The organism is Noviherbaspirillum autotrophicum (genome assembly GCF_000818395.1).
GTDB classification, from domain to species: domain Bacteria; phylum Pseudomonadota; class Gammaproteobacteria; order Burkholderiales; family Burkholderiaceae_D; genus Noviherbaspirillum; species Noviherbaspirillum autotrophicum.
In genome coordinates this window covers 210,897-223,891 of record NZ_JWJG01000028.1, presented here as the reverse complement: position 1 = coordinate 223,891, position 12,995 = coordinate 210,897, and the positions used below count along the sequence as shown (strand labels likewise).

At 62.8% G+C, this 12,995-nt stretch carries 11 protein-coding genes; 7 read left to right on the top strand and 4 right to left on the bottom strand.

All coding sequences use genetic code 11. From position 1 onward, the window contains the following. Positions 1–207 precede the first annotated feature (207 nt). Complete coding sequence (locus tag TSA66_RS02285) at positions 208–759, bottom strand: SRPBCC family protein (protein ID WP_232429380.1); 552 nt, start codon at positions 757–759, stop codon at positions 208–210. Positions 760–818: 59 nt separating this feature from the next. Here TSA66_RS02285 and TSA66_RS26710 point away from each other — a divergent pair, with 59 nt between their 5' ends. Continuing rightward, positions 819–1,052, top strand: a complete 234-nt coding sequence (locus TSA66_RS26710) for a hypothetical protein (RefSeq protein ID WP_157691568.1) — start codon at positions 819–821, stop codon at positions 1,050–1,052. After that, positions 1,049–1,513: a hypothetical protein gene (locus TSA66_RS02280; RefSeq protein ID WP_157691567.1), complete on the top strand. Its 465-nt coding sequence runs from the start codon at positions 1,049–1,051 to the stop codon at positions 1,511–1,513. Before TSA66_RS26710 ends, TSA66_RS02280 begins: the two co-directional genes overlap by 4 nt. Before the next feature lie 96 nt (positions 1,514–1,609). On the opposite strand, the gene acnB is transcribed toward TSA66_RS02280, so the two are convergent. Continuing rightward, the gene (gene acnB / locus TSA66_RS02275) at positions 1,610–4,195 is read right to left on the bottom strand and encodes a bifunctional aconitate hydratase 2/2-methylisocitrate dehydratase (RefSeq protein ID WP_040038836.1); all 2,586 of its coding nucleotides are present in this window, start codon (positions 4,193–4,195) and stop codon (positions 1,610–1,612) included. Between the two features lie 331 nt (positions 4,196–4,526). Here acnB and TSA66_RS02270 point away from each other — a divergent pair, with 331 nt between their 5' ends. The 4 genes from TSA66_RS02270 to TSA66_RS02255 all read left to right on the top strand — a co-directional run bounded on the left by TSA66_RS02270 (position 4,527) and on the right by TSA66_RS02255 (position 10,505). Further along, a complete protein-coding gene (locus TSA66_RS02270) occupies positions 4,527–4,916 on the top strand; it encodes a hypothetical protein (RefSeq protein WP_040038835.1) in 390 nt (129 codons plus the stop codon). Between the two features lie 329 nt (positions 4,917–5,245). After that, positions 5,246–5,848, top strand: a complete 603-nt coding sequence (locus TSA66_RS02265) for a DUF2760 domain-containing protein (protein WP_040038834.1) — start codon at positions 5,246–5,248, stop codon at positions 5,846–5,848. Beyond that, on the top strand, positions 5,845–7,689 hold the full coding sequence (locus TSA66_RS02260) for an Hsp70 family protein (RefSeq protein ID WP_040038833.1): 1,845 nt from the start codon (positions 5,845–5,847) through the stop codon (positions 7,687–7,689). Before TSA66_RS02265 ends, TSA66_RS02260 begins: the two co-directional genes overlap by 4 nt. Further along, on the top strand, positions 7,686–10,505 hold the full coding sequence (locus TSA66_RS02255; protein WP_040038832.1) for an Hsp70 family protein: 2,820 nt from the start codon (positions 7,686–7,688) through the stop codon (positions 10,503–10,505). The genes TSA66_RS02260 and TSA66_RS02255 overlap by 4 nt, the downstream gene beginning before the upstream one ends. Here the strand turns inward: TSA66_RS02255 and TSA66_RS02250 are convergent. Continuing rightward, on the bottom strand, positions 10,502–11,014 hold the full coding sequence (locus TSA66_RS02250) for a TlpA family protein disulfide reductase (RefSeq protein ID WP_040038831.1): 513 nt from the start codon (positions 11,012–11,014) through the stop codon (positions 10,502–10,504). The two genes, TSA66_RS02255 and TSA66_RS02250, sit on opposite strands and share 4 nt — an antisense overlap. 161 nt (positions 11,015–11,175) lie before the next feature. On the opposite strand from TSA66_RS02250, the gene TSA66_RS02245 reads away from it, so the two are divergent. Then, positions 11,176–12,114 (top strand): SDR family NAD(P)-dependent oxidoreductase, encoded by a 939-nt coding sequence (locus tag TSA66_RS02245; protein ID WP_052452027.1) that lies wholly within the window; start codon positions 11,176–11,178, stop codon positions 12,112–12,114. Positions 12,115–12,174: 60 nt separating this feature from the next. On the opposite strand, the gene upp is transcribed toward TSA66_RS02245, so the two are convergent. Beyond that, positions 12,175–12,825 carry a uracil phosphoribosyltransferase gene (gene upp / locus TSA66_RS02240; protein ID WP_040042077.1) on the bottom strand — a complete coding sequence of 217 codons (651 nt, stop codon included), beginning with the start codon at positions 12,823–12,825 and terminating at the stop codon, positions 12,175–12,177. Between the last annotated feature and the right edge of the window lie 170 nt (positions 12,826–12,995).

Below are 12,995 nucleotides of genomic sequence, written 5' to 3'. Positions count from 1 at the left end.
CTTCCTCTCCGGCAGGAGCATGGCGACTTAGCGGAAATCAAGCGCCGGGCACCCCGACGCGCCCCCTCAACAGAGCGCAACGCAACGAACAAGAAAGACTGGACCGCTACGGACGATTCGGCCGCCGTTAAGCGCCAAGCCGCCCTTCTTCAATCAATGGCAGGCGAACGCGCCTGCCATTTTTCGTTTTGCTCCTTCGGCGTCCCTTTAATGATGGGGTTGTGCCACCGTACCGCGCCATGCCCCGGTTTCCGTTCCCCGGCTTTCCAGCATTTCCTTGAAGCGGCTGAGATTCTGTTTCGCCTGCAGCTTCACTGCACCTAGCGTATCACCTACTTTCTCGGTAAATGTTTCCGGGGAATAACTCATTTTCAGGTTAATGCGTGTGCGCGTATCGGATAGCCGGTCGAAGGTGACCGCGCCAGCATTGGGTACGCCGGTGGTGCTGCGCCATGCAATTTTTTTGTCCGGAATCTGGTGCGTAATTTCGGCATCCCATTGTTTTTCCTTTCCCGCCACTGTTGCCTTCCAGTGCAGCCGCGTGTCGTCAAATTGCCTGACTTCGTGCACCGAGCTCATGAATTGCGGAAAATCTTCAAACTGGGTCCATTGGTTGTACGCAGTGCTAATCGGCACATCGACGTCGATCGATTCTTCCACTGTGGACATTCCCGCTAGATTCCCGGATTTCTTCATTTGCTTCGATAGAATGGCGCCACCGACGGCCAGGGCCGCCACGGTAAAGATTTTGCCGAACATGTGATTCTCCTTGTCTGCTATGGCCCCCCGGGCCAGGGAAAATTAGGACATGGAGAATAATGCAAGGTTCGCTCGAAACGCCGCGCCGGTTAAGACAGTGCTTCCTCGATGCCGTGCTTTGCCAGATGGTATTGACCAGCCCCAGTGCCCGAATCGAGCAGCACGAGCGCTCTTTTGCTACCGCTCATTATTCCTATTTTTGCAATAGTTCATCACCTGCAATGCTGTTTTTCTTGCAGCGCGCAATAGATAGACTGCGCTCGATCGAACACTATTTCTGGAGCGCGACATGACCGCTTGCCGCAGGCAATACACTTACCGGCTCGCTGCCCTTCTTGCAGCCACCATGCTGGCGCCGTTACATGCCTCGGCAACAGCGGGCGGCATGCGGGCAATGGGCGAAGCTGAGTTGAGCGCAGTGTCGGCGCGCGGACTGACGAATGATCTGCTGCATCCCTTCAATGTACCGGCGGGTGGGAACAAGGTGATCGGTACGCTGTCGTCCTCCCTGGAAAAAGGCTTGCGCTTTTTTGACGTGGAAACCACGCTCACCAACGTCAGCTACGATCCGGTGCGCGCAAAGACCTTTCTCAATGCGGACGGCTCGATCACCCAGATTCTGCCCAGTTCGATCGGTGAAGTCAGATTTGACGATATTCGTGTGAAGGGCGCCGCACCGGGAGCCAGCTTCGGCAGCATTTCGATCAGGGCGGTCGACCTTACTGGCACCTCGCTGATCCTGGCACCAAGGTAGTAGCGTCACCAGAAGACAAAAAAAGGCCCGCAAATGCGGGCCTTGTTCTTGGTCCATGTCAACCTGCGCATGTCGCCATGCGCAGGCCGGCAGGCGTCAGATCTGGACGGTATCCGCCACTTCGCGGAATTCGGAGATCTGGTCGAAGTTCATGTAGCGATAGATGTCGGACGCGTTCTTGTCGATCACGCCGATATTCGCCATGTACTCTTCCTTGGTCGGGATCTTGCCAAGCATCGCGCAGACAGCCGCGAGTTCAGCCGAGCCGAGATAGACGCGCGTATCCAGGCCGAGACGGTTCGGGAAGTTGCGGGTCGAGGTCGACATCGCGGTGGAGCCCTTGCGCACCTGTGCCTGGTTACCCATGCACAGCGAGCAGCCCGGCATTTCCATGCGCGCGCCGGTACGGCCGAGGTTGCCGTAATGGCCTTCGGACGTCAGCACCTGCTGGTCCATCTTGGTCGGCGGAGCGATCCACAGGCGGACCGGAATGTCGGTCTTGCCTTCCAACAGCTTGGAGGCTGCGCGGAAGTGGCCGATATTGGTCATGCACGAACCGACGAACACTTCGTCGATCTTGTCGCCGGCGACTTCGGACAGGGTCTTCACATCGTCCGGATCGTTCGGGCAAGCCACAATCGGTTCCTTGATGTCGGCCAGATCGATTTCGATGACGGCTGCGTACTCTGCATCGGCGTCGCCCTTGAGCAGTTCCGGCTTGGCCAGCCATGCTTCCATCGCCTTGATGCGGCGCTCCAGCGTGCGCTTGTCCTGGTAGCCGTTCGCGATCATCCACTTCATCAGCGTAATGTTCGAGTTCATGTATTCCATGATCGGCTCTTTGTCCAGGTGCACTGTGCAGCCGGCAGCGGAACGCTCAGCGGAGGCGTCGGACAGCTCGAATGCCTGCTCGACCTTCAGCTTCGGCAGACCTTCGATTTCGAGGATGCGGCCGGAGAAGATGTTCTTCTTGCCCTTCTTCTCGACAGTCAGCATGCCCTGGCGGATTGCATACAGCGGAATTGCATTGACCAGATCGCGCAGCGTAACGCCCGGCTGCATTTCGCCCTTGAAGCGCACCAGCACGGACTCAGGCATATCCAGCGGCATCACGCCGGTAGCCGCTGCGAACGCGACCAGGCCGGAACCTGCCGGGAACGAAATGCCGATCGGGAAACGGGTGTGCGAGTCGCCACCGGTGCCGACGGTGTCCGGCAACAGCAGGCGGTTCAGCCACGAGTGGATCACGCCATCGCCCGGACGCAGTGCGACGCCGCCACGGTTCGAAATGAACGTCGGCAGTTCGCGGTGCATCTTCACGTCGACCAGCTTCGGATAAGCGGCGGTGTGGCAGAACGACTGCATCACGAGGTCGGCGGAGAAGCCCAGGCAAGCCAGATCCTTCAGCTCGTCGCGGGTCATCGGGCCGGTGGTGTCTTGCGAGCCGACGGTAGTCATCTTCGGTTCGCAGTAGGTGCCCGGACGAATGCCCTGGCCTTCCGGCAGACCGCAGGCGCGGCCGACCATCTTCTGCGCCAGCGAGAAGCCCTTGCCGGAATCGGCCGGGTTTTGCGGCAGGCGGAACAGCGTGGAAGGCGGCAAGCCGAGCGACTCGCGTGCCTTGGCGGTCAGGCCGCGGCCGATGATCAGCGGAATACGGCCGCCAGCACGCACTTCGTCGAAGATCACGTCGGACTTGACCTTGAATTCGGCGATCACTTCACCGTTCTTCAGTGCCTTGCCTTCATACGGGCGCAGTTCAATGACGTCGCCCATGTCCATCTTGGACACGTCGAGTTCGATCGGCAGCGCGCCGGCGTCTTCCATCGTGTTGTAGAAAATCGGGGCGATCTTGGAACCCAGGCAGACGCCGCCGAAACGCTTGTTCGGGATGAACGGGATGTCTTCGCCGGTGAACCACAGCACGGAGTTGGTCGCGGACTTGCGGGACGAGCCGGTGCCGACCACGTCGCCGACGTAGGCAACCAGGTTGCCCTTGGCTTTCAGCGCTTCGATCTGCTTGATCGGGCCGACCTTGCCCGGCTCATCCGGATTGATGCCCGGGCGCGCATTCTTCAGCATCGCCAGCGCGTGCATCGGGATATCCGGGCGGGTGGTTGCGTCGGGAGCCGGCGACAGGTCGTCGGTATTGGTTTCGCCGGAGACCTTGAACACGGTCAGAGTCATGCTTTGCGGCACTTCCGGACGGGAAGTGAACCACTCGGCATCGGCCCACGATTGCAGCACGGCCTTGGCGTTCGCATTGCCCTTGTCGGCCAGTTCCTTGACGTCGTGGAAGTAGTCGAACATCAACAGGGTCTTCTTCAGGCCATCGGCAGCAACGCCGCCAACGGTTGCATCGCCCAGCAGGTCGATCATCGGCTTGATATTGAAGCCGCCGAGCATCGTGCCCAGCAGCTGGGTCGCGGTCTCACGCGAAATCAGCGCACACGATTCTTCGCCCTTTGCGACTTTTGCCAGGAAGGCAGCCTTGATCTTGGCAGCATCGTCCACGCCGGCCGGAACGCGATGGGTAATGAGGTCGACCAGGAATTTTTCCTCGCCAGCGGGAGGATTCTTCAGCAGCGCCACCAGCTCTTCTGTCTGTTTTGCGGACAAGGGCAGCGGGGGAATGCCAAGCGCGGCGCGTTCGGCGACATGTTGACGGTATGCTTCCAGCATGTGTGTGCTCATCGGGTTGGTTTAGGAAAAAGGTGCGAGTTCGCTATTCCACGATGTCCGTGATGCCGACAAATGGAATAGGCACGGCCGCATTATACTATTGCGACCGCGCAACTCTTCTATAAGATACAAGAGTTTTAAAAAAAAATGTCGAATTGCCGCAATGGCAATTGATTTTTGGACGCATTTCGATGCCCTACCGGGGAAACGGCGTCCTTGCCCGCCCTACTTCCTACGCCGTCGCCGAAAATTTTTGTGACGCATTACGGAAAAACGGAATAAAAGTTACGCGTCACGTAAAATATCGGACAACACAGGAGGCCGTCCGCCAATGTCCGCAGATCGCAAATCGAACCAAGCCGAGCCGAAACGTGGCCGAGGCCGCCCTCGCTTGCCGAATGCGTTGACGCCGGCGCAGCGGGCCAAGCGCTATCGCGACAACAAGCGGGCGCGTCTGGCAGCAGCGCCAAGCGCACCACCAAGCCGGGTGCAGCCTGTTGATGGGGGCACCGAGCACACAGCCGAGGAGCTACTTGCCGAAAATTCACGTCTTGTCGCCGCTCTGGAGACCGCCCGCATTCGCATCAACGACCTCAGCGGCGCGTTGGAATTCTTTGTCGCTGCGCGGGCGAAAAACAAGAGGATTTCGGCGGAACAGCTCAAAGGACTGCATGCTCTGTTGGCGCTTGGCAATCCTCTCATTGACAGTCTTTTCCCCTGACAAAAAGCGATAAGCGTCCTTAGACACTATCGCCGTCTTATTTGCTTCTCTTCAGCTTTCGCGCAATACGTCATGCGCTGATTCCCCGTCTAATGGCTGCATTACCGCGCTGAGATGCCGGCACGCAACTGTATGCACCAGGCAAATCCCGGCTGCCACTCCCGCCGGATTCACGGTCCCGACAAGCACGCGTGGTGAACCATCCGATTTTTTTGCAAATCTTATACCTCGACGCCTGCCACGCCCATGGCGCGGCACAGCCAGTCCACGACGGCATGCCGAAACGTTCCACTGCCCGGCGCATCTTATAAATAAACCAGGAGCACGACATGAACGACACGAAACCCAGGCCGGAGAAAAACGCCAAGCCGTCATTTTTCCGCCGTATCCCGCTCGCCTTCGGCGCCTTTTTTCGGACTTTTTCCGATGTGGATTATGCCAGCCGCATCGACCATCTGCGCCAGCCGGAAGCGGTGGCAGCCGCGCCGGCGCCGACTCCCGCAGTCGCACCGCAAGAGCCGCCGAAGCCCCCTCCACCCCAATTGAAGGAAGCCTCGCCGGATGCAGCGTTGCAATTACTGGCGTTGTTGCAACGCGATGCACGCCTGATCGACTTCACGATGGAAAATCTCGCCAATTACACCGATGCAGAAATCGGCGCCGCGGCACGCGTGGTGCATGAAGGTTGCCGCAAGGTCTTGAACGAACACTTCACGATCGCACCGATCCGCGAAGAAAACGAAGGCAGTCGCATCACCTTAAACGAAGGCTTCGATGCGGCATCGGTCAGCCTCACCGGCATCGTCGTCGGCAAGGCACCGTTCCACGGCAACCTCACGCACCGCGGCTGGCGGGCCAAGGAAGTGCGGCTGCCCAAGCTGGCCGAGCAACATGATGCGACTGTGCTGGCGGCAGCGGAGGTGGAGCTATGACCGCGTCGCGCTATTCGATCGGGATCGACCTCGGGACCACGCACAGCGCCCTCGCCTATACCGACATGCAAGCCAGCGACGGCGAAAAAACCCTGCATGGCGTCCTCGACATCCCGCAGCTCACCGCTCCGGGCGCAGTGGAGGCGCACGCGCTGTTGCCATCCTTCCTCTACCTGCCGCACGGCGACGAATTCGCGCGCGGCGAGCTCAGCCTGCCCTGGACGGGAGAACTGGACTACGTGGTCGGCGAACTGGCGCGCAGCCGCGGCACAACCACGCCGATCCGCCTGGTGTCGAGCGCCAAGAGCTGGCTGTGCCACCCCGGCGTGGACCGGCGCGCCGCCATCCTGCCGGTCGATGCACCGCCGGAAGTGGCGCGCGTCTCGCCTCTGGAGGCATCGATCCGTTACCTGGCCCACCTGCGCCATGCATGGGACCATGCGCATCCGGAGGCGCCGTTCGATCAGCAGGATGTCACCATCACGATTCCCGCCTCATTCGACCCGGCCGCGCGCGAGCTGACCGCGGAAGCCGCACGCGCAGCCGGCTACCAGTCGCTGACGCTGCTGGAAGAGCCGCAGGCCGCGCTGTACAACTGGATACAGGCCAGCCAGGGCCGCTGGCGCAAGGAAGTCAAGCCGGGCGACATCATCCTGGTGGTCGACGTAGGCGGCGGCACCAGCGACTTTTCGCTGATTGCCGTGGTCGAGCGCGAGGGCAACCTGGAGCTGCACCGGGTGGCGGTCGGCGACCATATCCTGCTCGGCGGCGACAACATGGACCTGACCCTGGCGCATGTCGTCGCGCGCAAGCTGTCAGCGAACGGCACCCAGCTCGATCCATGGCAGATGCGCGCGCTGACCTATGGCTGCCGGGCTGCAAAGGAAACCCTGCTGTCGGCAGCCGAGGCCCAGTCGGTGCCGATCGTCGTGCCCAGCCGCGGCTCGAAGCTGATCGGCGGATCGATCCGCACCGAGCTCACGCGCGAGGAAGTCGCCGCCGTCATCCTCGACGGCTTTTTCCCGCAGGTGGAAGCGTCGGCGCGGCCGGCCACCCGTACCCGCGCTGCGCTGACCCAGCTCGGCCTGCCGTTTGCGCAGGACGCTGCAGTCACGCGCCATCTTGCCGGCTTTCTCGCACGGCAGGCCGGCGCGCTGGCGGAGCTGGAAGGCTTCGCCGGGCGCGTCGCTCCCGGCGCCAGCTTCCTGCATCCGACGGCAGTCTTGTTCAACGGCGGCGTATTCAAGTCCGACCTGCTCGCGCAGCGCACCATGGACACTATCAACGGCTGGCTTGCCGCCGAAAACGCACAGCCGGCGCGCCTGTTGAGCGGTGCCGACCTCGACCTGGCGGTGTCGCGCGGCGCCGCTTATTACGGTTATGTGCGGCACGGGCGCGGCGTGCGTATCCGTGGCGGGACCGCGCGCGCCTACTACGTCGGCGTCGAATCGGCGATGCCGGCCATTCCCGGCATGGAACCGCCGATCCAGGCGTTGTGCGTGGCGCCGTTCGGCATGGAGGAAGGCACCGACGCCGAACTGCAGACGCAGGAGTTCGGGCTGGTGGTGGGCGAACCGGTGCATTTCCGCTTCTTCGGCTCGTCCACGCGCCGCCAGGACCAGCTCGGCACCATGCTCGAGTACTGGCAGCCGGACGAATTGCAGGAACTGGACGAAATCCAGGCCACGCTGCCGGCCGAAGGACGCGAGCCGGGTGACGTGGTGCAGGTCAGGCTGCACGCCAGGGTGACCGAGGCCGGTACGCTGGAACTGTCGGCCGCGCCGCGCAGCGGCGGCGAGCGCTGGAACGTGGAATTCGACGTGCGCGGCCATAGCCAATGAAGCAATTTGCGGTCGGCATCGATCTCGGCACCACCCACACCGTCGTCGCTTACGCCGAGCCCGGCGGCAGCGACATTCGCCTGTTCGACATCGAACAGCTGGTGGCTCCCGGCGAAGTCAAGGCCGCCCCGCTGTTGCCGTCGCTGCGTTTTCATCCCGCGCCGGGCGAGCTGCCGGCGAACGAACTTCAACTGCCGTGGCCGGCGAGCGGGGCCGAACGGGAACCGGTCGTCATCGGCATGCTCGCGCGAAAACTAGGAGCGCAGGTGCCTGGCCGGCTCGTATCGAGCGCCAAGAGCTGGCTGTCGCACGGCGCGGTCGACCGCATGGCACCGATACTACCGTGGGGCGCCGGCGACGACGTGCGCAAGGTGTCGCCGGTCGAGGCCAGCGCGAGCTACCTGGAATATGTGCGAGCGGGCTGGAACTGGCGCTTTCCGCAGCACCCGCTGGAAGAACAGGACATCGTCCTGACAGTCCCCGCCTCCTTCGACGAGGGCGCGCGCGAACTTACGCTGAAGGCGACGCGTATGGCCGGCTTGCCACGCCTGCGCTTGCTGGAAGAGCCGCAGGCGGCGTTCTATGACTGGCTGTTCCGACACCGCGCTGCCCTGGCTGACGAACTGGCGGATACGCGCCTGATCCTGGTGTGCGACGTTGGCGGCGGCACCACCGACCTGAGCCTGATCACGGTCGAGATGGGCGATGACCAGCCGCAACTGACGCGCATCGGCGTCGGCAAGCACCTGATGCTGGGCGGCGATAACATGGACCTGGTGCTCGCGCGTCTCGCTGAGTCGCGCCTGGCAAACGGCGACCAAAGCGGCGGCACCAAGCTGTCGGCCGCGAGGCTGTCCCAATTGCTGGAACGCTGCCGGGCCGCCAAGGAGCTGCTGCTGGGGCCGAACGCCCCGGCTACCGCCACGGTCACGCTGCTGGGCGCAGGCTCGCGCGTCATCGGCGGCGCGCGCTCGGCTGAACTGACGCGCGAGGAAGCGGAACGCATCATCCTCGACGGCTTCTTTCCCGCCGTTGCTCCCACCGAGCAGGTGCAGCAAAGGCGTAGCGGCATCGTCGAGTTCGGCCTGCCATACGCGAGCGATCCGGCCATCACCCGCCACATTGCCGCTTTCCTGTCCCGGCATGCGGCGGCGTCGCGCGCGGCGCTCGGCTGGCGGGACGACGACACCCGCGTCCCCGTCCCCGATACGCTGCTGCTCAATGGCGGCGTGTTCCGCTCGCCCCTCCTCGCCCGCCGGCTGGAAAGCACGCTGGCGAACTGGCGTGGCGCACCGTTGCGGCTACTAAACAATGACAATCCGGACGTGGCAGTGGCGCGCGGAGCGGTCGCCTATACGCTGGCGCGCTCAGGCTTTGGCGCGAGGATTGGCGGCGGTTCGCCGCGCAGCTATTTTCTGGTCCTTGACGACCGCTCGAACGGGCATCACGGCGTCTGCGTCCTGCCGCGCGGCAGCGAGCAAGGCAAGGAGCTGCTGCTGCGGGAGCGCAGCTTTGCCCTGCGCCTGGGCCAGCCGGTGCGATTTCACTTGGTGTCGTCGACGGCCGGCGAAAGCGGCGGGCAGTCCCACCGCGCCGGCGACCTGGTCGATCTCGATACGGGCGACTTCGTGCGCCTGCCGCCGATTGCCACGGTGCTGCGGCCAATATCGGCCGGTGGGCCACAGAAAAAGCAGGAAATCCCGGTTCAGCTGGCGACGGCATTGACCGAGATCGGCACGCTCGAAATGTACTGCGTCAGCATCGATCATCCAGAGCAGCGCTGGAAGCTGGAATTCCAGCTGCACGGCGACGAAGCCAACGGCCCCGAACATGGCGGGACGTCCGATCTGCCTCCGCGGTTTTTCGATGCACTGGCGAAGATCGACCGCATCTTCGGCTCGCGCGCCCAGAAGGTCGAACCCAAGGAAGTCAGGCAGCTGCGCGCGCAACTGGAAAAGCTGATCGGGCAGCGCGACGGCTGGCATACGCCCCTGCTGCGCCGCCTGGCCGACGCCCTTATCCAGCGCGCACGCGGCCGCCGGCGCTCCGCCGACCATGAACGGGTCTGGATCAATCTGACCGGTTATTGCCTGCGGCCCGGCTTCGGCTTTCCGCTCGACGACTGGCGCGTGGGCCAGCTTTGGATGCTGTTCGAGGCCGGCGCACAATACCGCAACGACGCGCAGGTATGCAGCGAATGGTGGACGATGTGGCGCCGGGTGGCCGGCGGGCTGGAGCGCGATGCGCAGTTGCGCCTGCTCGATGACTTCGCGCAGAACGTGGCGGAAGACGACGCCGGAGAACGCGCGGCCGGCTTCGTCAAGGCAGGCCACGACGACATGCTGCGCCTGGTGGCAACACTGGAACGCATCCCGGCAAGCTACAAGATCGAGATCGGCGACTGGCTGATCGGCTTGCTGCGAAGGGAAAAGCCGCTGCGGCGGGGCGTAGCCGTGCCGGACAGCCTGATCCTCTGGACGCTGGCCCGGGTCGGCGCGCGCCAGCCTTTCCACGGCAGCGCACACGACGTCGTGCCGCCGGAAACCGCGGCGGCCTGGATCGACTTTGTGATGACGCTCGACTGGAAGCATCTGGAAGCGGCACCGTTCGCTGCGTCCCACCTGGCGCGCATGACCGGGGACCGCTCGCGCGACCTTCCCGATGCGACGCGCGAGCAAGTCATCCGGCGCCTGCAGGCGGCTGGCGCTCCGCAAGCCTGGATCGACATGATTCGCGAGACCGTGCAGCTGGACGAATCCGGCGAGCGCAACTTCCTGGGCGACTCGCTGCCGCCGGGACTGAAGCTGCTTGGCTAAAATTTAATGTGGAACGCCCGGGCGATCATGTCCACCGACTCCGGGCTATCCCACTGACGGGCGCCATAGTATTTTGCAAGCACCCGCCCGTTGGTGTCGACCAGCAGCGTCAGCGGAATCCGGTCGGCGCCCAGCATGTTTTCCATGAAGAGCCGGCTGTCGATGAAATTGGGGAAGGTTGTGCCGGACTGGCGCAGAAAGGCCTGTGCCGGCTCGCGGTAATCGTCGGTAGAGATGCCGATCACGTCGAAGTGCTTGCCGCCGAAAAGGCGCGACAGCCGTTCCAGCGAACCCATTTCCTGGCGACAGGGACTGCACCAGCTGGCCCAGACGTTGATGACCAGCGGCTTGCCGCGATAAGCCGACAATCTGGCGGGTGAACCCGAAAGTCCTTGCATTTGCGCTTCACGCAGCACGCCGCCGACCGGAACTTCGCCCGGAGTGGCGGCGAACGCTGCAGACGCGCCAGTGGCAATGCACAGTGCCAGTGCCGACAGAGTATTTTTCATGCGAGGCAGTTTAACAACCATGGTGTCAGCTCAAAAGCAGAGAAGGCGAGGCCTTCGCCGCTTGTTCTTTTCATCGGCCCATCGCGCCTCCATTGCGTCTTTTCTCACGGATCGCGAATTCCGATTAATATTGCTGTCTGTCAATTATTTTCAATTCCATCATGACCACCAATTCGCAAGCCATGCCAGCGACCATTCGTTTTGACGGCCAAGTCGCCGTCGTGACCGGCGCCGGCGGCGGCCTTGGCCGCTCCCATGCATTGCAACTCGCCGCGCGCGGCGCCAAGGTTGTCGTCAACGACCTCGGCGCGGCCCGCGACGGCACCGGTAACGGCCTGACCGCCGCTGAAAACGTTGTGGCGGAAATCCGCGCGGCAGGCGGCGAGGCGATCGCCAGTGCGGCGTCCGTCACGGACCCGGCGGGCGTGCAGGAAATGGTCGATCAAGCCATGCGCGAATGGAAGCGCATCGACATCCTGGTCAACAACGCCGGATTCCTGCGTGACAAGAGTTTCACCAAGATGACCCTCGACGACTTCCGCGCGATCGTCGACGTGCACCTGATGGGGGCCGTCATCTGCACCAAGGCGGTGTGGGAAATCATGAAACAGCAAAATTACGGCCGTATCGTGATGACCACCTCGTCGTCCGGCCTGTTCGGCAATTTTGGCCAATCCAACTACGGCGCGGCCAAGATGGCGCTGGTCGGCCTGATGCAGACACTGTCCCTGGAAGGCGAAAAATATGGCATCCGCGTCAATTGCCTGGCGCCGACCGCAGCCACGCGCATGACGGAGGACCTGATGCCGGCCGAGGTGCTGGCGCTCCTGACGCCGGAAAGCGTCACGCCCGGCATGCTCTACCTGGCATCGCGGGATGCGCCAACCCGCGCCATCCTGTGCGCCGGCGCAGGCACGTTTTCGCGCTCCTACATCACGCTGGGCGATGGCGTGCACATCGGCGAGCGCCCGGACGCGGTCGAGCAGCTCGTGGCCAAGCTCGATACGCTGGCCGACCGCAGCAAGGAAATCGTGCCGAGCGCCGGCTTCCAGCAATCGCAAATGGAAGTCGCGAAGGCGCTCGCGGCGCGCAAGCAATAAGCGACGGGAAGACCGCAAGGAAGCGGGCCGGCCGGACGAACCTCGCTTGCGGCCCCTTCCCTATTTCGTTCCGAACAGGCGGTCGCCGGCGTCGCCAAGGCCAGGAACGATGTAGGCGTGCTCGTTGAGACGCTCGTCGAGCGACGCCACGTAGACCTTCACGTTGGGATGCGCATCCTGGAACACCTGCACGCCCTCCGGCGCGGCAACCAGCGCCAGAAACACGATCTGGTCGTCGCCTACGCCGCGCTTTTTCAATACGTCGACCGCATGCACCGCAGAGTTGCCGGTCGCTAGCATCGGGTCGCACAGGATGAAATGACGCTCCGCCAGGTCCGGCAGGCGCACCAGGTATTCCACCGGGCGGTGCGTGTCCGGATCGCGGTAGACGCCGATATGCCCCACGCGGGCCGACGGGACCAGTTCCAGCAAGCCGTCGCTCATGCCGATTCCGGCGCGCAGCACCGGCACCACCACCATTTTTTTGCCGGCGATTACCGGAGCATCCAGACTTTGCAGCGGCGTCTCGATGCGCAGCGTGGTCAGCGGCAGGTTGCGCGTGATTTCGTACCCCATGAGCAGGGTAATTTCGCGCAACAGTTCGCGGAAGGTGCGCGTCGAAGTGTCGCGGTCGCGCATATGCGTCAGTTTGTGCTGGATCAGCGGGTGGTCGAGGATATGCAGATTAGGGAAGCGTTGATCTTGTTTCATCGGCGTTTCGAAGTTTGACGTTATGAATTTGGCACCGAACCGATCAGACCGGCCCGTGAAGAGCATGAAAGTGTAATGCTTTTCGCGCTGGCGATTGTCATTTATTCCGGACCTCAATACACTTTCCGTCGGTAAATTATTGCTGACTTAATATACGGCTGTCCGCAGCC

What these genes read in the sequence shown, in the direction of transcription:
- TSA66_RS02285 (WP_232429380.1), bottom strand. Translation starts at nt 759, where the DNA reads ATGTTCGGCAAAATCTTTACCGTGGCGGCCCTGGCCGTCGGTGGCGCC.
- TSA66_RS26710 (WP_157691568.1), top strand. Translation starts at nt 819, where the DNA reads ATGCAAGGTTCGCTCGAAACGCCGCGCCGGTTAAGACAGTGCTTCCTC.
- TSA66_RS02280 (WP_157691567.1), top strand. Translation starts at nt 1,049, where the DNA reads ATGACCGCTTGCCGCAGGCAATACACTTACCGGCTCGCTGCCCTTCTT.
- acnB (WP_040038836.1), bottom strand. Translation starts at nt 4,195, where the DNA reads ATGCTGGAAGCATACCGTCAACATGTCGCCGAACGCGCCGCGCTTGGC.
- TSA66_RS02270 (WP_040038835.1), top strand. Translation starts at nt 4,527, where the DNA reads ATGTCCGCAGATCGCAAATCGAACCAAGCCGAGCCGAAACGTGGCCGA.
- TSA66_RS02265 (WP_040038834.1), top strand. Translation starts at nt 5,246, where the DNA reads ATGAACGACACGAAACCCAGGCCGGAGAAAAACGCCAAGCCGTCATTT.
- TSA66_RS02260 (WP_040038833.1), top strand. Translation starts at nt 5,845, where the DNA reads ATGACCGCGTCGCGCTATTCGATCGGGATCGACCTCGGGACCACGCAC.
- TSA66_RS02255 (WP_040038832.1), top strand. Translation starts at nt 7,686, where the DNA reads ATGAAGCAATTTGCGGTCGGCATCGATCTCGGCACCACCCACACCGTC.
- TSA66_RS02250 (WP_040038831.1), bottom strand. Translation starts at nt 11,014, where the DNA reads ATGAAAAATACTCTGTCGGCACTGGCACTGTGCATTGCCACTGGCGCG.
- TSA66_RS02245 (WP_052452027.1), top strand. Translation starts at nt 11,176, where the DNA reads ATGACCACCAATTCGCAAGCCATGCCAGCGACCATTCGTTTTGACGGC.
- upp (WP_040042077.1), bottom strand. Translation starts at nt 12,825, where the DNA reads ATGAAACAAGATCAACGCTTCCCTAATCTGCATATCCTCGACCACCCG.